General features: G+C 54.5%; 20 protein-coding genes and 1 tRNA gene. 11 read left to right on the top strand and 10 right to left on the bottom strand.

The window, feature by feature from the left end:
- Window positions 1-138: 138 nt before the first annotated feature.
- Window positions 139-609, bottom strand: coding sequence for a redox-sensitive transcriptional activator SoxR (soxR, locus tag ACX5K5_RS09360; RefSeq protein ID WP_096254612.1), 471 nt, complete (start codon window positions 607-609; stop codon window positions 139-141).
- 150 nt (window positions 610-759) lie between these two features.
- Between soxR and ACX5K5_RS09365 the strand changes: the two genes are divergently transcribed.
- Window positions 760-1,263, top strand: coding sequence for a flavin reductase family protein (locus ACX5K5_RS09365; protein ID WP_229677251.1), 504 nt, complete (start codon window positions 760-762; stop codon window positions 1,261-1,263).
- Between the two features lie 87 nt (window positions 1,264-1,350).
- Here ACX5K5_RS09365 and ettA read toward each other — a convergent pair whose 3' ends face one another.
- The 3 genes from ettA to ACX5K5_RS09380 all read right to left on the bottom strand — a co-directional run bounded on the left by ettA (window position 1,351) and on the right by ACX5K5_RS09380 (window position 4,464).
- Window positions 1,351-3,033 (bottom strand): energy-dependent translational throttle protein EttA, encoded by a 1,683-nt coding sequence (gene ettA, locus ACX5K5_RS09370; RefSeq protein ID WP_096254611.1) that lies wholly within the window; start codon window positions 3,031-3,033, stop codon window positions 1,351-1,353.
- A gap of 113 nt (window positions 3,034-3,146) precedes the next feature.
- Complete coding sequence (locus ACX5K5_RS09375; RefSeq protein ID WP_096254610.1) at window positions 3,147-3,620, bottom strand: single-stranded DNA-binding protein; 474 nt, start codon at window positions 3,618-3,620, stop codon at window positions 3,147-3,149.
- A 67-nt stretch (window positions 3,621-3,687) separates the two neighbouring features.
- Window positions 3,688-4,464, bottom strand: coding sequence for a CPBP family intramembrane glutamic endopeptidase (locus ACX5K5_RS09380; RefSeq protein ID WP_205738244.1), 777 nt, complete (start codon window positions 4,462-4,464; stop codon window positions 3,688-3,690).
- 240 nt (window positions 4,465-4,704) lie between these two features.
- Here ACX5K5_RS09380 and ACX5K5_RS09385 point away from each other — a divergent pair.
- Both ACX5K5_RS09385 and ACX5K5_RS09390 read left to right on the top strand, forming a co-directional pair.
- Window positions 4,705-4,781: transfer RNA gene (locus ACX5K5_RS09385), tRNA-Arg, on the top strand.
- A 687-nt stretch (window positions 4,782-5,468) separates the two neighbouring features.
- Complete coding sequence (locus tag ACX5K5_RS09390) at window positions 5,469-6,674, top strand: MFS transporter (RefSeq protein WP_096254608.1); 1,206 nt, start codon at window positions 5,469-5,471, stop codon at window positions 6,672-6,674.
- 4 nt (window positions 6,675-6,678) lie between these two features.
- Here the strand turns inward: ACX5K5_RS09390 and ACX5K5_RS09395 are convergent, their stop codons facing one another.
- Window positions 6,679-7,125: an Lrp/AsnC family transcriptional regulator gene (locus tag ACX5K5_RS09395; protein WP_096254675.1), complete on the bottom strand. Its 447-nt coding sequence runs from the start codon at window positions 7,123-7,125 to the stop codon at window positions 6,679-6,681.
- Between the two features lie 154 nt (window positions 7,126-7,279).
- On the opposite strand from ACX5K5_RS09395, the gene ACX5K5_RS09400 reads away from it, so the two are divergent.
- The 6 genes from ACX5K5_RS09400 (at window position 7,280) to ACX5K5_RS09425 (ending at window position 12,711) form a co-directional block, all read left to right on the top strand.
- Window positions 7,280-8,005 carry a LysE family translocator gene (locus tag ACX5K5_RS09400; RefSeq protein WP_459174327.1) on the top strand — a complete coding sequence of 242 codons (726 nt, stop codon included), beginning with the start codon at window positions 7,280-7,282 and terminating at the stop codon, window positions 8,003-8,005.
- A gap of 151 nt (window positions 8,006-8,156) precedes the next feature.
- A complete protein-coding gene (locus ACX5K5_RS09405; protein ID WP_096254606.1) occupies window positions 8,157-8,846 on the top strand; it encodes an energy-coupling factor ABC transporter ATP-binding protein in 690 nt (229 codons plus the stop codon).
- Window positions 8,843-9,448, top strand: coding sequence for an energy-coupling factor transporter transmembrane component T family protein (locus ACX5K5_RS09410; protein WP_459174328.1), 606 nt, complete (start codon window positions 8,843-8,845; stop codon window positions 9,446-9,448). The genes ACX5K5_RS09405 and ACX5K5_RS09410 overlap by 4 nt, the downstream gene beginning before the upstream one ends.
- Window positions 9,449-9,492: 44 nt before the next feature.
- Window positions 9,493-10,068 carry a biotin transporter BioY gene (locus ACX5K5_RS09415; protein WP_096254604.1) on the top strand — a complete coding sequence of 192 codons (576 nt, stop codon included), beginning with the start codon at window positions 9,493-9,495 and terminating at the stop codon, window positions 10,066-10,068.
- A gap of 4 nt (window positions 10,069-10,072) precedes the next feature.
- Window positions 10,073-11,542 carry a class I adenylate-forming enzyme family protein gene (locus tag ACX5K5_RS09420; RefSeq protein WP_459174329.1) on the top strand — a complete coding sequence of 490 codons (1,470 nt, stop codon included), beginning with the start codon at window positions 10,073-10,075 and terminating at the stop codon, window positions 11,540-11,542.
- Complete coding sequence (locus ACX5K5_RS09425) at window positions 11,539-12,711, top strand: thiolase family protein (protein ID WP_459174330.1); 1,173 nt, start codon at window positions 11,539-11,541, stop codon at window positions 12,709-12,711. The genes ACX5K5_RS09420 and ACX5K5_RS09425 overlap by 4 nt, the downstream gene beginning before the upstream one ends.
- 86 nt (window positions 12,712-12,797) lie before the next feature.
- On the opposite strand, the gene ACX5K5_RS09430 is transcribed toward ACX5K5_RS09425, so the two are convergent.
- Genes ACX5K5_RS09430 through ACX5K5_RS09450 form a run of 5 tightly spaced genes read right to left on the bottom strand, consistent with a single transcriptional unit; the run spans window position 12,798 to window position 17,487 of the window.
- Entirely contained in the window at window positions 12,798-13,142 is a 345-nt protein-coding gene (locus ACX5K5_RS09430; RefSeq protein ID WP_096254601.1) for a metal-sulfur cluster assembly factor, read from the bottom strand.
- 13 nt (window positions 13,143-13,155) lie between these two features.
- Window positions 13,156-13,914, bottom strand: coding sequence for a Fe-S cluster assembly ATPase SufC (gene sufC, locus ACX5K5_RS09435; protein WP_096254600.1), 759 nt, complete (start codon window positions 13,912-13,914; stop codon window positions 13,156-13,158).
- A 47-nt stretch (window positions 13,915-13,961) separates the two neighbouring features.
- A complete protein-coding gene (sufD, locus tag ACX5K5_RS09440) occupies window positions 13,962-15,242 on the bottom strand; it encodes a Fe-S cluster assembly protein SufD (RefSeq protein WP_096254599.1) in 1,281 nt (426 codons plus the stop codon).
- A gap of 2 nt (window positions 15,243-15,244) precedes the next feature.
- Entirely contained in the window at window positions 15,245-16,705 is a 1,461-nt protein-coding gene (gene sufB / locus ACX5K5_RS09445) for a Fe-S cluster assembly protein SufB (protein WP_096254598.1), read from the bottom strand.
- Entirely contained in the window at window positions 16,702-17,487 is a 786-nt protein-coding gene (locus ACX5K5_RS09450; protein WP_229677115.1) for a helix-turn-helix transcriptional regulator, read from the bottom strand. Before ACX5K5_RS09450 ends, sufB begins: the two co-directional genes overlap by 4 nt.
- Window positions 17,488-17,675: 188 nt before the next feature.
- Between ACX5K5_RS09450 and ACX5K5_RS09455 the strand changes: the two genes are divergently transcribed.
- Both ACX5K5_RS09455 and ACX5K5_RS09460 read left to right on the top strand, forming a co-directional pair.
- Window positions 17,676-18,629, top strand: coding sequence for an ABC transporter ATP-binding protein (locus ACX5K5_RS09455; protein ID WP_459174331.1), 954 nt, complete (start codon window positions 17,676-17,678; stop codon window positions 18,627-18,629).
- Complete coding sequence (locus ACX5K5_RS09460) at window positions 18,626-19,387, top strand: ABC transporter permease (protein ID WP_096254596.1); 762 nt, start codon at window positions 18,626-18,628, stop codon at window positions 19,385-19,387. The genes ACX5K5_RS09455 and ACX5K5_RS09460 overlap by 4 nt, the downstream gene beginning before the upstream one ends.
- Window positions 19,388-19,392: the final 5 nt, after the last annotated feature.

The raw sequence follows: 19,392 nt of genomic DNA on the forward strand, positions 1-19,392 counted from the left end.
CTGGATCCGAACCCTGAGTAAGGTCAGCTAAGCATGCCAAGCGACAATTTGCGCCAATTGTTATGGCGGAGATTGTCGCTTGTTCTGCTTTTCTGCAAGAAGTTACAGCGCACGGAAGCAGGTCACAGGACTTCGTGCCTAGCTGACACTGTCTCCAGATTCTAGGCGTCGGGCTCCCGCGCCTTGGCTTGCAAGGGCATCCTCCGGATTCAGCAATGAACACGCCTCCATCGATAGGCAACCGCATCCGATGCATCCCATCAGCCGGTCTTCGAGTTCTTCGATGGCCCGACGACGATGCTCTAGTACACGCTTCCATTCGGTAGACGCGCGTTTCCAATCAGCTTCAGAAGGAATAGTATCCATCGGCACTGGTTCGAGCGCATGACCGATGTCCGCCAGTGGAATTCCGAGTTTACTGCCGACGGAGATGAGCGAGATCCGCCGCAACATATGCCGTGGATAGCGCCGCTGGTTACCTGTACTACGTGTTGAATGGATCAATCCAATGTCTTCATAATAATGAAGAGCCGACTTCGCTACCCCTGTGCGCTCACTGACTTGTCCGATGCCTAGAAGCTCTTGTCCAGGACTGTTATTGTCGCTCAAACTTTCTCCTTGTGTGAAGTATCACCGATCAGCAAATTGACCTCAAGCTTACTTGAGGTTCTAGGCTGAACATAGTTGGCGCCCGACACCAAGGGATTTCGGTGCGGGAGATTGAATCTCAGTGACTCAAAAGCAAAGGACGATTCACGTATGCAGAGCTTGTCCGCGGATTTCCGCGATGCATTTCGCACTCACCCCGCGGGTGTAGCGCTTATTACCGCCACTGTTGATGGCAGCCCTTACGGACTGACGATCTCAAGTCTTGCTTCGCTATCGATCGATCCCGTGGCCGTTTCCTTTTCGCTGACTAAAGAATCCGGGGCCGCTGGAGCGGTGCTAGCTGCCAGTACTTTCATGATCCATATGCTCGGCGAAGATCATGAAGAATTGGCAGATAATTTCGCCCGTCCTGGAGCTCCACGGTTCACCACAGATCAGGGGTGGACCTTCCTGTCGACAGGGGAACCGTATTTTGATAAGGCGCCGGCGGCGTTGCGCGCACAAATTCATTCGTCAATTAGCGTCGGTGGGTCGCGTCTCATAGCGGCTGAAATTCTCGAAGTCATCAAGGGAGAACCCGTACAGCATTTGGTGCACCAGAACCGTAAATATCTGAAGCTACCAGCTCTTCTCCCCGGCGCAGCCCAAGGATAGTAGCTAGACTACGCTGACTTTTAAGCAGTAAAAAACGCCGAGGCCACCACGAATATTTCGTGGTGGCCTCGGAGCTTCGCTTTATTCTTAGTCGCGAGTTAGTCGACGGTGGGTCACGCGGTGCGGCTTAGCTGCATCGGCTCCCAAACGCTCAACCTTATTGTCTTCGTAAGACTGGAAGTTACCTTCGAACCAGTACCAGCTCGAAGGATTTTCTTCGGTGCCCTCGTAAGCCAAAATGTGAGTGGCCACTCGGTCCAGGAACCAGCGATCGTGCGAGACGACCACTGCGCAACCTGGGAAGTCGAGCAGCGCGTTTTCCAAGGACGAAAGAGTCTCAACGTCCAAGTCGTTAGTAGGCTCATCGAGCAGCAACAGGTTGCCACCCTGCTTCAAGGTCAACGCCAGGTTCAGACGGTTACGCTCACCACCGGAGAGCACACCTGCCTTCTTCTGCTGGTCAGGACCCTTGAAACCGAAAGCCGAGACGTATGCACGCGAAGGCATTTCGACCTGACCGACCTGGATGTAGTCGTTGCCTTCAGAGACAACTTCCCAAAGGGACTTTTCCGGGTCAATATTTTCGCGGTTCTGGTCGACATAGGAAATCTTGACGGTCTCGCCAATCTTCAGCGATCCTCCGTCAATTTCTTCCATGCCCACGATGGTCTTGAACAGCGTCGACTTACCGACACCGTTGGGACCAATCACGCCGACAATGCCGTTACGTGGAAGCGAGAAGGAAAGTCCGTCGATGAGCACACGCTCTCCGAAGCCCTTCTTGAGATTCTCAGCTTCAATAACAACCTGTCCCAGACGAGGGCCTGGTGGAATCTGAATTTCTTCGAAGTCAAGCTTGCGAGTGCGCTCGGCTTCCGCTGCCATTTCTTCGTAGCGAGCCAGACGAGCCTTCGACTTGGTCTGACGCCCCTTCGCGTTGGAGCGGACCCATTCGAGCTCTTCGGTCAGACGCTTTGCAAGCTTCTGATCCTTTTTGCCTTGGAATTCCATGCGCTCGCGCTTCTTCTCCAAGTAAGTGGAGTAGTTGCCCTCGTATGGGTGCAGTCGACCACGGTCAACCTCACAGATCCATTCAGCGACGTGGTCCAGGAAGTAACGGTCGTGAGTCACGGCCAATACTGCGCCTGGATAAGCCGACAGGTGCTGCTCTAGCCACAGTACAGACTCAGCATCCAAGTGGTTAGTAGGCTCATCGAGGAGCAACAGGTCTGGCTTCTGTAGCAGCAACTTACACAGTGCTACACGTCGGCGCTCGCCACCGGAGAGGTGGGTGACCATCTCGTCGCCTGGTGGGCAACGCAAGGCATCCATAGCCTGCTCTAGCTGGTTGTCGATGTCCCAAGCATCGGCGGCGTCAATAGCCTCCTGCAGCTTGCCCATCTCGTCGAGCAAGGTGTCGAAATCGGCACCTTCTTGAGCCATCTCCTCGGAGATCTCGTTGAAGCGGGTGATCTTTTGGTAGATCTCGCCAACACCTTCCTGGACGTTACCCAGGACGGTCTTTTCTTCATTCAAGGGTGGTTCCTGCAGCAAGATGCCTACAGAGTAACCGGGTGATAGACGCGCCTCACCATTGGACGGGGTATCGATGCCCGCCATAATCTTTAGGATCGTTGATTTACCAGCGCCGTTAGGGCCCACCACACCAATTTTGGCGCCCGGGAAAAACGACATGCTGACATCATCAAGGATGACTTTGTCACCAACGGCTTTGCGAGCCTTGGTCATCGTATAAATGAATTCCGCCATGGGGTTAAGGCTAGTCGCTCAGTAGCCGCAATTCCGAATCCACACACCACTAATTCGCCTCAGTGGTGCCCGGTTTCACACGTTTGTCCGTGACACCACCGAATGTGGAACTTTTAGGCGGCTTCTGTGTCCCTTTCAGGCCATGGTGCAGTGGAGTTCTTATCATCTACTTGTTCCGTCTCATCGGACTGGGAGCCACGAGTTGATCGTTCAAATTCGCCGCCGCCATTGCGCACCTTCGTATAGGTCGAAGTTCCATATTTGAGATCGTGCCCAAATGAGAATGCTTCGATATCTACGCTGGTCCCGCGCGTTCCATCGTTTCGTTCAAATTGCCGAACTTGAAGCTTGCCAGTCACCACTATGTGGTCACCTTGCTCAAAAGATTCCATGCCATTTTCGGCCAAGGACCTGAAGGCGCTAATCGAATACCAGTTGGTTCCCACGTCGACCCACTGCCCGGTTTCAGGGTCTCGTTTGCGCTCGTGGGTAACTGCGCGAAACTTCAGCACTGCCAGTCCTTGCGGTGTGATGCTCAGCTTAGGCTCGGTGCCTATAACGGCACGAATAGTCACAAGGTCACTCATGACGTTGTTCTCCTTTGGATCTGACCGGTACGGTTACCGGGTTTCAATCCATGCTGAACCTCGAAGCTTAGTTGCTCGGTTCGTTCGATTCCATTTGTGGATAACTCTTGGTGGCTCTGAAAGCGCCGGCTAATACCATCAACACGATGACTACAACTGGCAGTATCCAACCCGACCAACCGAGAATAGAGGCCTTCGTTGTGTCGAGCATGGATCCCATGATCATGAATAGGGATACCAGCCCGACGCTGGCATTGAAGATTCCATGAGCAAAGGCTGCAGGCCAAACGGAATTACTCAGAGTCCTTAACCAGGCAAAAAACGCTCCGACAACGATGCACATTCCACACATCATCACTACTCCCCAACCGTCCTTGGCAAAGGGGTAGTTATAGCCCAACAAGATCAGCGGGGAGTGCCATAGTCCCCAAATCACGCCCGAAATCAGCAGTGCTGGCACCTGACCCAATGGCTGCAATTTTGGCCAGAGCCACCCACGCCAACCAATTTCTTCACCGAGCGCCGGGATCAAATTCAGAAATCCGGCGACAAGAATGAGCCCGGCTTGTCCAAGCAAATACCTCACAGGCCCGTCGGTTCCCGACACAAAGTTAAGGATCATGAACTGATCAAAGTCGCCCGGAAAGACCCCGAGCCACGTGCCGATAAATGGTGCTTGAACGATAAGCAGAATGGGAATTAGGTACGCAAGGAGGACAGCGAGGAGAAATCGCTTGGGCTTACGGATCGGAGCGAGACCTGATTCCTTAATGAACTGTTTTCCTCGGCGCTGAAGCAAACTAACGGCCACTGCTGCGATAGTCGGCGTTACCATCATTGCCATGGCTATCCAGGTGAATTGTGGGTGGTGTAAGCCACCTCCTTGCCATAGTGGGAGGGCCACTAACCATGCCAAAGCAAAACTGAGAACCGTAAAGCAGGAGATACTTTTCAGACCATCAATTCTCCAGTGCTGCATACAAATATTCTCCTACTCAACCGCTCATGAACTTGACTTCATACAAGACTAGCGTTTTCAGTTGGAGATCTTGCTTGCGAATGGGCTAAACTAATTTTCGGTTACGCCTCCGTAGCTCAGCTGGATAGAGCAAGAGCCTTCTAATCTCTAGGTCGCCGGTTCGAATCCGGCCGGGGGTACCAACTTAGAGCCGCCGTTCACTTAGCAAAACGAGTGAACGGCGGTTCTTTTTGCTTTCTCAATCAGTTCCAAGCGACACCACGATCCGCTTGGGGGCATGCTTTATGGACACGAAGGCTCCGTCAGGACTTCTTCCGGCACTAAATTCAAAACTACGAGTCTGCAATAGGCCTCAAGTTTGACATCCCTAAACAAACAACCGCCAAAGAAGCTAACCTTCTCGCACGTTATATCTATACGTTTCATCGACTCTTGAACCCACTGGTTTCGCCCTCGTCGTAGAAACCTTTCGCTGGCCGACCGTTCGGCTCCAGAATTCTGTGCTGCGCCACCGCACGTGTAACGCGATCGCTCAGGTCGGGCCTGGCATTTCCTAGTGCTTAGATTTGCCGATCCTTGCTAAAAGGATTTTTCGGTTGCAGGTCTCGCGCATGTATTTGATAGTGAAATTTCCTCAGGTCATTGTCCAGGGGTTTTTGACTAAAAGTCGATCCAAAGTGGCCTCATGACCGCCCCTCACCTTCAAGTACTCAGCCGAACTCGAACTAGGCAGGTACCCGATACTTGGAGTTTCATATGCAACACCTAGAAGTGCGCTAGCAGTGCACCTGTAGTCGATGTTTTTAGTTTCAACTTTTCCTAATGTGGGATAAACTCTAGGTGCTGTACAAATCAGGAGGAACAGGTAGATGGCGCTTATCGCCCCCGCTTTAGCTAAGCCGCTACTCGGCGAACGCTCCAGCGTTAACCTTATTTTCCTGATCGCAGGATTATCTTTCGCCTCTTGGGCCGGAAGACTTTCGGTGATCGATATGGTCTTTGACTTCTCAGGCTCACAGCTAGGTGCTTTTCTCTTTTTCATGACGGCTGGTACCTTAGCCGGAATTGCATTGGCTCCGACCCTTAGCCGGACGTTCTCAGCCAAAAACCTTCTACTCGTGCTCCCCATCTTCCTGGCTGCGATATTGGTGACCCTTGGCGTATCTGTCACGATTCTGGAAAGTGGTATCGCCGCCTTCATAATCTTATTTTTCAACGGGCTAATATTCGGCTGCCTTGATATCACCATGAATGTTAACGGTGCCAAGGTTGAACGGAAGCTCGGCAAAAGCATCATGCCCTCATTGCATGGATTTTTCAGTCTCGGTTCCTTACTCGGCGCAGGCATCGCAACGGCTACCCTGAGCCTAGAAATCGAAACTATCTGGCATTTCAGCTTTGTCGCCGTAGTAATTATTGGCTTAACACTCTTTGCACAGACCGGTTTTAAAACCTGGAATTACAATTACTCGGCACCACGAGACAAAACCCAGCTGAAGGCCTCCGGTGCACGTTCACGGCGCGGACTGTTGTTACTACTGGGTCTTATGGTTGCCGGGCTCAGCTTTGCGGAAGGGGCTGCCAACGATTGGCTTGCAGTGGCTTCTGTCGACGGGCATGGGCTCAGCCATCCCAGCGGTGCGCTGATGTTTACCCTCTTTACCGGCGCTATGACCGTCGGCAGATTCACCGGCGGATCAATTGTTGATCGCATTGGAACCAAGTGTTCCCTGATGATCATGGGTCTGATCGGTCTGGTCGGGATTGTCTTGTTTATTCTCGGAGACAACATCTGGATGTTTGGAGCTGGGGCGCTACTTTGGGGGCTGGGCAGTTCACTCGGGTTCCCTGTGGGAATGTCCATTGCAGCCTCGCGCAGTGATCATCTTGGCCCACGTGCCGTGAGCGTTATCAGCGCCTTTGGCTATGGAGCTATGCTCAGCGGACCGCCGGTTATTGGGTTCGTCGCAGACGTCATCGGATTACCGCAAGCCCTTTGGCTCATTGTCACGATCTTGGTGATTTCGTTGATCATTACTCCACGAGCAGCCCAAACCGGCCAGTCTCTCGAGTAAAAAGCTAAACGGGTAGGATTGCTCGTTCTTTGATATTTCGCATCACGATAGTGCTAGTTAGCTTCTCCACTCCGGGCAGTTCAACTAACACCTCATCGTAAAGGTGCTGATAATGACTCAGATCTTTGGCGTAAACACGCAACAAGAAATCTGGTTCCCCAAAGAGTCGTTGTGCTTCTACGATCAACTCATCTTTTTCGACTGCCGCCTCGAAGGCTTTGAGTTGCGCACGATCCTTGAGTGTAACGAAGACCAAGGCCTCGAATGCCAAGCCAACGCGTTCAGGAGCAATGACAGCCTGGTAGCCGGCAATGACCCCCGCTCGCTCGAGCTCGCGAATACGTCGATGACAAGGGGCAACCGAGAGTCCAACTTTACTTGCTACCGCAGTTGCACTCATCCGGCCGTCCAGCTGCAATTCAGCGATGATAGCCCGGTCCAATTTATCCATGAACCCAGCATACAACGCAATATTTTTGCGTATTTCACCAATCAATCAAGAAAATATTGCTTACATCGGCGCTTCTTAGGCAAAAACAGCAAGCACTTTTCGACAGAATTTCCCTAACCTTATATAAGCACGTCAGGAACTATGAGGAGACACCATGGAAATCACTCAACTAACCGGCTTCCTCTTGGTCTCCGTCACCCTAGCTTGCACACCTGGCGCCGATTGGGCTTATATAATTTCCTCGGCTATCGGCCCCAAAGGTTACCGCGCGGCAGTATGGGGACTGCTGACAGGCTACCTATTCCACACCGCGCTACTTGTCTGTGGCGTGGCAGCGTTAGTAGCCAGTTCGCCACAACTGCTCCTTTGGCTAACCATGGCGGGTTCCACCTATCTACTATGGCTCGGAATTACTACGCTCACTAGCTGGAGGTCGGCAAAATTCTACCCAGCTCCCTCTGCGGACCGCGCAGAATTTGCGTCGACTAACGACCAACCCGGTGGCGCGCACAATGCACCCCCCGGGTCCCTTGCGCTTCTGACTGAAGCTCCGCCACAAGACAATTTGAGTGCCCACTGGCGCGCACCTTTCTTCAAGGGACTGCTCACCAGCGGGGTCAACCCGAAAGCGCTACTACTCTATTTGGCGCTGATTCCGCAGTTCATCAGTCCGGCCGGAAGCTGGCCATTGTCCGTTCAGACCGGCGCACTTGGCCTCACCCATTTCGCGGTATCGGTCGCCGTATACTTTGCCGTTGCCTTAACCGCACGTCTTTTATTACGCTCCAGACCACTTGCCGCAAGAATTGTGACTGCATGTTCGGGGATCATCATGATTGGGCTTTCACTAGCACTTATCTATGATCAATTCTTTGGCTAACCACAATTTATTGAACACTGATCAAGACAATTGAACAGTGATCAAGTATGCTCTTTTCTCAGTGGTACAAAACTCCACTAGGAACGCCATCCAGACACCGAACAACCAACGGTGACCTACTGGATGAAAAAGTACGTCGCGATGGAGCATTGTGGAATTACCAGAGATCCAACTTGAGCAAGTCACTGTCAGCTTTGAAGACCGCCCGGTTCTCACTGATATCACCCTGACGCTCAATGAACGTCGCATCGGAATCATCGGGGCAAACGGAGCCGGTAAAAGCACACTGTCGCGATTACTGAACGCACTAGTAATTCCTACCACTGGAACCGTCCGTGTGGGAGGACTAGATACGTCCAAAAACGCGAAACAGATTCGCCGCGATGTGGGTTTCGTTTTCCAGAACCCAGCGAATCAAATCATCATGCCACTGGTTGCAGACGACATAGCTTTTGGTCTGAAAAACATCGGCTTGTCCAAAGCCGAACGCAAGGTTCGAGTCACGCAGACCCTCGAGGAACTGAACATTGCCCATCTGGCAGATCGTGAGAGCCATACGCTTTCCGGAGGCGAGCAGCAAATGGTGGCTCTGGCAGCAGTGATGGCCATGCAACCTCGCACGATTGTTTTTGACGAGCCAACAACCATGCTTGATCTACGAAATCGGCTCCGCTTCCAACGCGAAATCGCCCAACTCCCGCAACGAGCCATCGTCATTACTCACGATCTAGAACTGCTAGAAGACTTTGATCGTGTCCTGGTGGTAACTGACGGGATCATAGACTTTGATGGTCAGCCTGCGGACGCTATTGATCATTACCGCCAGTGGAGCCTCGTATGATCGCCGCACACAACACCTCGTACCTCGCCAAATTACCAGCGGGACTAAAATTTGGAGCACTGCTGGTCGTCAGCATCGGTCTATACCTGATCGGTAGTTGGCAGATCCTCTCGGTGCTACTCCTTGTGAGCGTCCTCGTTTTGCTCAGTGCCCGGGTGAACCTGCACCAGCTACGCATGCCTCTGGTGACCTTGCTTCTCATCCTTGCTATCGTCTTTGTCTCCTTAGGGATCCAGACAACATGGGACAGCGCGCTAGTGTCGGTGCTTCGCCTGCTCACCATGTGCATGTTTGCCTATGCCGTCAGCTTGACGACGACCTTTGATGCCATGCTCGAACTCTTTCAACAGGTGGCATCTCCCCTACGGCATGTCGGCGCCAACCCGGCACAAATTTCCTTAGGGCTATCTTTGGCTATTCGCTTCATTCCAGAACTCAAGCGCGTATATCTTGAAGTCCGCGAAGCCCAACATGCGCGCGGGCTAGCAAATAATCCTCTCGCCGTAGCAGTCCCTCTGGTGATTCGATCCCTACGGATCGCTGAAGATACGGCCGAGGCGCTAGAAGCACGCGGTTACGACTCCGCCGAACATTCCAAATAATCCTACCCAGACTCTCTCGCACAATCATTCGTTAGGACACTCCAATGGCAACTGCCACTAGTTCGCAAACCCGAAATACTGTTTATGTTGCAATATTTGCGGCCATGATCGCCGCTATGGGCTTAGTTCCGCCCATCGTGATCGGCATTGTGCCGGTGCCCATTACACTGCAAACTTTGGGCGTCATGCTCGCTGGAGCACTCCTTGGCCCGGTACGCGGCATGCTCTCCAGTCTGATTGTGGTTGTCCTTGCTTTAGCCGGCTTACCACTGTTAGCTGGCGGCCGCGGTGGGCTGGCCGTATTGCTAGGCCCAACCGGCGGCTACCTGCTGGGCTGGATTTTTGGTTCCTTGGTAATCGGCGCGCTGTTCAAATTCTGGGTACTCCGCCAAAAGGGTCAAACCGGTCGTATCATCACAGGATTGGTTTCGGTCATCATTGGCGGTATCGGCGTGATCTACCTGTTCGGAATTCCATGGACGGCCGCAGTGACAGGGCTTGATCTTGGTACCTCCGCGATTGGCGCCATCGCATTCCTTCCGGGTGATCTAATCAAAGCCGTGGTCACCACGCTGGTGGCCGTCACCGTGCACCGCAGCTACCGGGCACTGATGAGCTAATCCGATGGATCTTGCCAGCCAGCTGCAACAGAACGCGCGGACCCGTCCAAGACACCCCGCGGTCATCAGCACAACTCACGTTTTGGATTATCTTTCCTTAGCTGCGAGCAGCAATGCGTTGGCTGGCAAGCTACGCCAGAAAGTTTTACCCGGAAACCGTGTTGGTATCTACTGCACCGACCCCATCGCCCTGGCTATCTCCTTCCACGGGTGCATGCTGGCAGGTATTAGCGCGATCATCCTAGATCCGGCATGGCCTTCGGCACGGCTTCTCCAAATGCTGGAACTCTTCGACTCACCCACCCTGCTTTGCGACCGCGACGGGGAGGCAGTTCTGCGGGCCTTAGGCCAGAACCCGGTGCGAGTGCCATCAGATGTTGACGACGTAGCTGCCGTACCGGCTTTAACGGCCTCCTACGACGCACAGTGCGAGCTGTTGGTCGTGTTCACTTCTGGATCTAGCGGATCTCCGAAGGCAGTAATGCGCAGTCGCGATTCGTGGGAGCAGTCGATCGCTAGGTGTGCCACGACCCTCGGTGCCACCAAGGACGCACGAACGATGGTGCCCGGCCCACTGGCCCACGGGCTTGGCCTCTACGCTCTTGTGGAATCGATCGCCACCGGGGGAACAATCGTGGCACCCGGGCGCTGGAAAGCTCAGGACGTGACCACGCTATTAGAAACCGAAAATTGCAATAGGGTCGTCGCTGTTCCTTCGCTGGTACGGCTCATGCTTGACCAGCTCGAGTCGAATTTACTTGCCACGCTTCGTCACGTGGTTACTGGCGGTGAACCGTTGGCTTCGCAGCTGGCCCAACGGATCTTGCGAGTCTCTCCACAGATCACTTGCACCGAATACTACGGGAGTAGTGAGCACAGCCTCATTGCCTATCGGGCGCATCAACGCTCGGCCAGGTATTCGATGCCCGAATTCATCGGGACCTTCTTCGACGGCGTCCGAGCTCATTTACATGCGCCACAACGCAACGGCGTTGGACGGCTCATGATTGCTAGCGACTTTAATGCCACCGGTTATGACCCACGAGGTCCAGGCGAGTTGGAACGCTGCAAAGAGTCAACCGGGGTGGGAGATCTTGCCCGCTTACTACCGGAAAACCGGGTCCAAATATTGGGGCGTCACGGTGAGATGCTCAATATTAATGGGAACAATATTTACCCGGCAGAAATTAGCGCCGCCCTAGAACAATGCGGGCTTATCCAACCAGTGGTTCAGGCTTATCGCGATGCTACGGACAAGGCAAGAATTACCGCCTATTGTCTACTTCCTGATCCACGAACGCTTCCCGATACGCTGGAACTGCACGGCGAGCTGAAAAACTTACTTCCTACCTACAAGATTCCCCATGACCTTGTGTTTTTATCTGACTGGCCACTAACGAACAGTGGAAAGCGGGATGTTTTCAACCTTCCCTTACCGACGACCGCGGGTCTAAGAAAGCTGCGTCTACGATGAATGAAGCATTGATTATCGCAGCTCGGCGCACGCCCATCGTGAGGTCGAATAAAGAGTTCGCGCAGCTAGGCGCCGAGGACCTGCTAGCAAAGGTTTTTAACGCGTTGCTCGAAGATTCAGGCTTAGATCCTGCCGCGGTAGAGCACGTTTTTGCCGGAAACGCTGCCGGCCCGGGCGGAAATATAGCCCGAGTAGCCGCTCAGGCATCGTGTCTACCCCTGTCCGTTCCAGCCACCACGCTAGACGCGCAGTGTGCCAGCGCTTTAGAAGCCATTGCTGCTGGCGCAAGAATGATTCAGTGTGGCGAAGCGCGCGCAGTCATCGCCGGAGGCGTCGAATCGGTGAGTACTGCGCCGTGGCGGATGGAAAAGAATGTTGTGCCCGGCTCTCCCCCACGCATCTATTCACGAGCTCGTTTTACCCCACGCCCTCACGCGGACCCAGATATGGGCGTCGCGGCAGAAAACATTGCCACAGAGTTTAACATCTCACGCAGAGCCCAAGACGATTTTGCATTACGAAGCCACCAACGTGCGGTCCAGGCTCAGCAAACCGCGCGATTCGATAACGAGATAGTGGAAGTTCACACCGCTACCGGTCTGGTCAACCGCGATACTTGTCCGCGACCGGGACTCACGGAGGGAAAGCTTGGGGCGTTGCGCCCGGCGTTTGTTCCGGGTGGCACGGTGACTGCAGGTAATTCTTGTCCCATTAATGATGGCGCCGCAGCGGTGCTAATCGTTGACGCCGAGTATTTCAATCAGTTGGGCGCAAATTTTGCGCTGCGTTATCTGTCCACCGGCAGTGGCGCGTGCGACCCACAAATCTTGGGCATGGCAGCCGTTCCCGCGTATCAAAAACTCGAGCTGTTCCTGGGCAAACGCAGACTGGCCCAGGCTGGACTCATTGAGTTTAACGAAGCCTTTGCTGTACAGGCCCTCGCCTGCCTGACTCAACTTGGCATAGCCCCTGAAGATGTAAATCGTGAGGGTGGGGCGTTGGCACTGGGCCACCCCTACGGGGCCAGTGGTGCCATTCTGAGCACCAGGCTGTTCTGGCAGGCTAAAGAAAAGAAGATTCAAGACGAGCTGTGCTTGGCTTTGATGGCGGCAGCCGGTGGTACCGGCACCGCAATGGCCTTTGAAACGGTACACACACCAGATCGCTAAGGCTTGCGATAAGCACTTTAAACGCAAAGAAAAGGCGCCTTCCAAAATCCGTAGCGGATTTCGAAAGGCGCCTTTAGCAATACAACTTAGATGTTGAAACCAAGTGCTCGCATCTGGTCGCGACCATCATCGGTGATACGTTCTGGGCCCCAAGGTGGCATCCAGACCCAGTTCAGACGATGCTCGTCGACAACGCTTTCCATAGCCTGGGCGACCTGCTCTTCGATAATATCGGTGAGCGGGCATGCTGCGGTGGTGAGCGTCATATCGAGAATTAGCACGCCGTCTTCGGCATACTTCATTCCGTAAAGCAGACCCAAGTCGACAATGTTGACGCCGAGTTCCGGGTCAATCACGTCTTTGAGCGCCTCTTCGACATCTTCCAGCGGAGTCGTTTTGGCTCCTGTGCTCTGTTCGGTTATTTCACTCATGGGTTATACCTTACTAGGCCTGAACGTTAAGGAAGCGGTCGTAACCTTCTTCTTCCAAACGGTCTGCGAGTTCTGCGCCACCCTGCTCAGCGATACGACCATCAACGAACACGTGCACGAAGTCTGGCTTGATGTAGCGCAGGATGCGAGTGTAGTGGGTGATCAGCAAGGTGCCCATCTGGTTTTCGTCCTGAGCGCGGTTGACACCCTCAGAAACGGTCTTCAACGCGTCAACGTCAAGGCCCGAGTCGGTTTCATCCAGAATCGAGAACTTAGGCTTGAACAGTTCCATCTGCAAGATTTCAACGCGCTTCTTCTCGCCACCGGAGAAGCCTTCGTTGACGTTACGGCTAGCAAAGTCCGCATCGATCTTCAGCTTCGCCATTGCTTCCTTGACGTCCTTGGTCCAGGTACGCAGCTTCGGCGCTTCGCCGTCGATTGCGGTCTTGGCGGTACGCAGGAAGTTAGTCATGGTCACGCCTGGGACCTCAACTGGGTACTGCATGGCCAGGAACAGGCCTGCCTTGGCACGCTCGTCAACGCTCATCTCCAGTACGTCGGCACCGTCAAGGGTAATCGAACCCGAGGTGACCTTGTAGCGTGGGTGACCGGCGATGGTCGAAGCCAAGGTGGACTTGCCCGAGCCGTTAGGGCCCATGATTGCGTGGGTTTCGTTGGTGTTGATTACCAACGAAACACCCTTGAGAATTTCCTTCTCGCCCTGCTCGGTGTCGATCGAGACGTGCAGGTCTTTGATTTCCAGAGTAGACATACGTCGTTCCGTTTCTATATCTAAAAGGCTGGTAGAACCGGCGCTACTTAAAGGTGAGTAGCTGCCAATTCTTCTTCGATGGTGTCGGTCAAGCGCTCTTCGAGCTGCTCGTCACCGATCTGCTGGACGATTTCGTTCAGGAAGCCACGAACCACCAAGCGGCGGGCGGTCTTCTCATCGATACCGCGGGCCATCAGGTAGAACAAGTGCTCGTCGTCGAAGCGTCCGGTGGTGGAAGCGTGTCCGGCACCGTCGATGAGGCCGGTCTCGATTTCCAGGTTAGGAACCGAGTCGGCACGAGTACCGTCGGTGAGCACCAGGTTGCGGTTTGCTTCGTAGGAGTCGGTACCCACAGCGGCCTTCTGGATCAGCACGTCGCCAACCCAGACCGTGTGTGCGCCCTTGCCCTGCAAGGCACCCTTGTAAAGCACGTTCGACTTGCAGTTAGGAACCGCGTGATCAACGAACAAGCGGTGTTCCAGGTGCTGACCAGCGTCGGCGAAGTACAGGCCGTACAGCTCGATCTCTGCGTGTTCCCCAGCAAAACGAGCCGATGGGTTCACACGCACCAAGTCGCCACCGAAGGTGACAACAATGTGCTTGAAGGTTGCGTCCTTGGCTACCACAGCCTGCTGCGAGGAAGCGTGGATTGCATCCGACTCCCAAGCCTGCAGGGAGACAACACGCAAGCGCGCGCCCTGGCGAACATCAAATTCGATGTTCTGTGCCAGCACTGCCGAACCAACGTGGTCGATAACGACCATGGCTTCGGAATTCTCCTCGGCCACGATGATCAGGTGCTGAGCTGCAGGTTCCAGCGACTCACCGGTGATGCGCAGGATGCTCTTGGTGTTCTCGGCGTTAGCCGGGATGGTAAGAACCTGTGCGCCATCGGCGTACTTCCAGCCGTTGGCCGACACGCGGTCATCGGGGGTGAAAGCGTTGCCGCGGATCGCGTCATCTGCCGCGACGGTGCGCAGCGTGACGTTCTCTGAGCCGGTCAGCTCGACCTTTGGTGCCTGACCGGTCAGTTCTGCGGTGTGCAGTGAACCGATACGCTTCAGCGGGGTAAAGCGCCAGTCTTCTTCACGACCGGTGAGCTTTGGGAAATCTTCAACGTTGTAGCTGGTCAACCGGCCTGCACGCGAAGAATCCGTGACACCTTCGCCGCCACCATGGCTGTGGCTCTTGGAAGAAGCCCCGGCTAGTGGTGAGGAAGCGCTGTCGTTTAGTGGCGAAAGGTTTTCGCCCTCTTCGGTGAAGCCCGGAATCGATGGGGCGCCAATGCGCGCCTTCTCTTCGGGAATCTGAGTGGTGGTCTCCGACATTCTTAGCCGACCGATCCTTCCATCTGGAGTTCAATAAGGCGGTTCAGTTCCAGCGCGTATTCCATTGGAAGCTCACGTGCGATTGGCTCAACGAAGCCACGCACGATCATTGCCATCGCCTCGTCCTCGGCCATGCCGCGGGACATCAGGTAGAACAGCTGTTCTTCAGAAACACGGGAAACCGTCGCCTCGTGGCCCATGGTCACGTCATCCTCGCGGACGTCGATGTATGGGTAAGTGTCCGAACGCGAGATCTGGTCAACCAGCAACGCGTCACACACGACCGAGTTCTTTGTACCCTTGGCACCTTCGCGGACCTGGACCAAGCCACGGTATGCGGAGCGGCCACCGTTACGGGCCACCGACTTAGCGACAATGGCGCTAGAGGTGTTCGGAGCGATGTGAACCATCTTCGAACCGGTGTCCTGGTGCTGGCCTTCGCCGGCGAAGGCGATGGACAGGGTTTCACCCTTGGCGTGCTCGCCAACCAGGTATACGGCTGGGTACTTCATGGTGACCTTGGAGCCGATGTTGCCATCGACCCATTCCATGGTGGCGCCTTCTTCACAGATGGCACGCTTGGTCACGAGGTTGTACACGTTGGTCGACCAGTTCTGGATCGTCGTGTAGCGAACGCGAGCGTTCTTCTTCACGATGATCTCGACTACTGCCGAGTGCAGCGAGTCCGACTGGTAGATCGGAGCGGTGCAACCCTCAATGTAGTGAACGTAGGAATCTTCATCGGCGATGATCAAAGTACGTTCGAACTGACCCATGTTTTCCGTGTTGATACGGAAGTAGGCCTGCAGTGGGATCTCTACGTGGACGCCCTTAGGAACGTACACGAAGGAGCCACCGGACCAGGTCGCGGTGTTCAGCGAAGCGAACTTGTTATCGCCTGCCGGGATGACCGAGCCGAAGTATTCCTTGAAGACATCTTCGTGTTCCCGCAACGCGGTATCGGTATCGAGGAAGATCACACCCTGAGCTTCAAGGTCTTCACGCAGCTGGTGATAAACAACCTCGGACTCGTACTGCGCGGCAACGCCGGAAACCAGACGCTGCTTCTCAGCCTCTGGAATTCCCAGCTTGTCATAGGTGTTCTTGATATCTTCCGGAAGGTCTTCCCACGAGGTGGCTTGCTTCTCGGTCGAGCGAACGAAGTACTTGATGTTGTCGAAGTCGATGCCCGAGAGGTCTGGACCCCAGGTTGGCATTGGCTTGCGATCGAAGTACTTCAAGCCCTTCTGGCGTAGTTCCAACATCCACTCAGGTTCTGACTTGAGGTTGGAAATGTTGGCTACAACTTCAGCGTCAACGCCACGGCGTGCATTTGCACCCGCGTCGTTCTTATCTGACCAGCCGTATTCGTAATTACCGATTCCTTGGAGTTCGGGGTTCTTCTCCAGAATTTCGGAAATTACACCTGGGTCAGCAGACTCCTGTGCAATCTGATCCGTCATCGCGGCCTCTCCATCTTCGTGAACTGAATTCGAGTTCTCTTCTCAGCGCGTAACGGCGCCTTTCCGCGACCCACTGGAATGTGGGTCGTGCACACATGTCCGCCACCGGCCAATGTCGAGAGCCTTCGCACATCAACACCGACCAGTCGAGCAAACATTTCAGTCTCCATGTCGCAAAACACCGGAAACTCGCGTGCCAAATCTTGTATGGGGCAATGCCCCTGGCACAGCTGAACGCTGCGCATTAGTGCTTTCGAAACTTTCGCTTCGACATTGCGGGTGTACCCCACAAAACCGTCGGAACTGAGCAACTCGCTAAGCTTCGTTGCTCGTTCTTCAAGTCCTTCTATACCGTCCATTGCCTTCGCATAACGGATTTCCATCGTCGCGAAGCGGTCCCGCGCGAATTTGCGAATCGCATCTTCGCCGGCCGCATCTCCCAGCACCTTCAGTGCTTGGGTGGCGATGTCTAGGTAATCGTTGCCCAGCTTCGTCTGTCCGCGGTGCGATAGTACGTACCTGCGGGACGGCCGACCTGCGCCCGACTTCTGATTTGCTACCAGCTTTACCTCAACAAGCCCTGCTTTTGACAGCGCGTCAAGGTGACGGCGAACCGCTGCTGGCGTGAACCCGAGCTTGCTGCCAAGCTCGGCCGCACTGACCGGTCCGTCTTCGAGCACCGCGTTTAGAACTCGGTCTCGCGTGCGCTCCTCAGTATCCCCAACCGTGCCAACCGTAGTGCCGGTTGCGGTACTAGCTGTGTCTGAATTAGATGAATACACAACACAAGCATGCCTATATTTTTCCCCCACGTCTAGTAAGGAAGGACTTACTAAGGTAGGGCTAGTCATTCCGGGAATCTCAGGGATTTCGTGCCCTATGGCTATCATCCTCCGCGCCGAAACCTAAATCGAGCCTTCGTGACTAAAGACTCAGCCCTTACGACTTCGACATGACGTAGAATGCTGTGGTGTCTTCAGTTACTCCCAGCCTCATTATTAGTGAGCTGAGCAAGGATTTGGGACCGGTTCCTGCGCTGAATAATCGCATGCTCAGGGTCCTGGATTCCGTCTCCCTCAAAGCCCTCCCCGGCCAAGTCACTACCCTTTTGGGCTCTAATGGTGCCGGCAAGTCCACCACGCTCGCCTGCGCTCAGGGCCTTTTGCGACCCGAGGGTGGAACGATTGAATTGCTCGGCCAAGATCCCTTTGGCGACAACCCCGACCTTCGTTCGCGGGTCGGCGTGATGTTGCAAGATGGAGGATTGCCTCCGTCAATGCGACCGATTCCGCTTTTGCGCCACGTGGCTGGAATGTACAAAAAACCCATCGATATCGATGCGCTGATCACTCGGCTGGATCTTGAATCATTCGGTAGCCGCACTATTCGCCGGCTCTCTGGGGGACAAAAACAACGTGTCGCCTTAGCCCTCGCGCTAGCCGGCGACCCTGAAGTCCTCTTCTTAGACGAGCCGAGCGCCGGATTAGACCCGCAATCACGTCAGGTCGTCTTTGATCTAATCAGCGAACAACGCGACCTCGGTAAAGCCATCGTACTGACCACACACCTGATGGATGATGCACAGCGCTTAAGTGACTATGTGTACATTATCGACAAGGGCCGAAGCGTTGCACAGGGCACCGTCACCGAGCTGACAACTTTGGCCGCTTCTGAGCACGAAAACCGTCCGGTGAACTTTGGCGCGAGCCCATCCTTAGAATTGCCGCAACCGCCAGCCGGACTACATCTGAGCGAGACCGCACCTGGCGAATACCATCTAACAGGCGTCAGTTCGGCGGAGCATCTTAACTGGCTGACAAGCTGGTGGGCCCGTGAAGGTATCTTGCCGACCCACATGAACTTGCAGGCACGCAGCCTCGAAGATGTCTTCTTGGAATTTGCGCAAAAAGAGGAAACGGTATGAGCCCGACAATGAGCCAATCCAACGCCGTGTCCATGCCCAAGCGCATCGCCTTACAGGGCAAATACGAAACACTGATGATGCTCAGCAACGGTGAGCAGTTAGTACTCGCCGTAGTGTTGCCCATTATTGCCCTGTTTGGACTGACCTTCACGGATATTCTGGAAGGTGTGGCACCACGCAGCATTGATGCAGCAGTGCCCGGAGTGTTGGCCCTCTGCGTCATTTCCACAGCCTTCACCGGTCAAGGCATCGGCACTGGCTTTGACCGACGCTACGGCGTACTGCGAATGTTCTCTACTACCCCATTGGGTAAAGCAGGCTTGATCTTCGGCAAGGTAATTGCGGTACTCACCGTATTAGCTATCCAGGTAGTACTGATTACCATCGTGGCCTTACTTCTGGGCTGGGAGCCAAACCTTTTGGGAATCATTCCCGCCGTGTTGTTCCTACTCCTTGGCGCTGCGACGTTTACTGCTTTGGGATTGCTTATTGCCGGTACGGTTCGCCCCGAAGCGACACTTGCTATCACCAACTTGGCCTGGGTCCTCCTCGCCGGAGTCGGCGGAGTGCTGTTCCCCTTAACGATGGCCCCGGCCTGGCTTCAGCCAACGCTAGATGCTTTGCCTTCGGCTGCACTCGGTGACGCCCTTCGCGCGGCGCTCATCGAGGGGCATTTCAGCCTTGCCAGCGTGATCTTCTTGGTGCTTTGGGCCGCTGCCGGCTCCTTTGCCGCCATCAAACTTTTCAAATGGAACTAACCAAC

Source organism: Glutamicibacter bergerei (assembly GCF_054495185.1).

Bases quoted from the DNA above. Each gene is read 5' to 3' on its own strand.
- ACX5K5_RS09365 (WP_229677251.1), top strand. From the start codon at position 760: ATGCAGAGCTTGTCCGCGGATTTCCGCGATGCATTTCGCACTCACCCC.
- ettA (WP_096254611.1), bottom strand. From the start codon at position 3,033: ATGGCGGAATTCATTTATACGATGACCAAGGCTCGCAAAGCCGTTGGT.
- ACX5K5_RS09375 (WP_096254610.1), bottom strand. From the start codon at position 3,620: ATGAGTGACCTTGTGACTATTCGTGCCGTTATAGGCACCGAGCCTAAG.
- ACX5K5_RS09380 (WP_205738244.1), bottom strand. From the start codon at position 4,464: ATGGCAATGATGGTAACGCCGACTATCGCAGCAGTGGCCGTTAGTTTG.
- ACX5K5_RS09390 (WP_096254608.1), top strand. From the start codon at position 5,469: ATGGCGCTTATCGCCCCCGCTTTAGCTAAGCCGCTACTCGGCGAACGC.
- ACX5K5_RS09395 (WP_096254675.1), bottom strand. From the start codon at position 7,125: ATGGATAAATTGGACCGGGCTATCATCGCTGAATTGCAGCTGGACGGC.
- ACX5K5_RS09400 (WP_459174327.1), top strand. From the start codon at position 7,280: ATGGAAATCACTCAACTAACCGGCTTCCTCTTGGTCTCCGTCACCCTA.
- ACX5K5_RS09410 (WP_459174328.1), top strand. From the start codon at position 8,843: ATGATCGCCGCACACAACACCTCGTACCTCGCCAAATTACCAGCGGGA.
- ACX5K5_RS09415 (WP_096254604.1), top strand. From the start codon at position 9,493: ATGGCAACTGCCACTAGTTCGCAAACCCGAAATACTGTTTATGTTGCA.
- ACX5K5_RS09420 (WP_459174329.1), top strand. From the start codon at position 10,073: ATGGATCTTGCCAGCCAGCTGCAACAGAACGCGCGGACCCGTCCAAGA.
- ACX5K5_RS09425 (WP_459174330.1), top strand. From the start codon at position 11,539: ATGAATGAAGCATTGATTATCGCAGCTCGGCGCACGCCCATCGTGAGG.
- ACX5K5_RS09430 (WP_096254601.1), bottom strand. From the start codon at position 13,142: ATGAGTGAAATAACCGAACAGAGCACAGGAGCCAAAACGACTCCGCTG.
- sufC (WP_096254600.1), bottom strand. From the start codon at position 13,914: ATGTCTACTCTGGAAATCAAAGACCTGCACGTCTCGATCGACACCGAG.
- sufD (WP_096254599.1), bottom strand. From the start codon at position 15,242: ATGTCGGAGACCACCACTCAGATTCCCGAAGAGAAGGCGCGCATTGGC.
- sufB (WP_096254598.1), bottom strand. From the start codon at position 16,705: ATGACGGATCAGATTGCACAGGAGTCTGCTGACCCAGGTGTAATTTCC.
- ACX5K5_RS09460 (WP_096254596.1), top strand. From the start codon at position 18,626: ATGAGCCCGACAATGAGCCAATCCAACGCCGTGTCCATGCCCAAGCGC.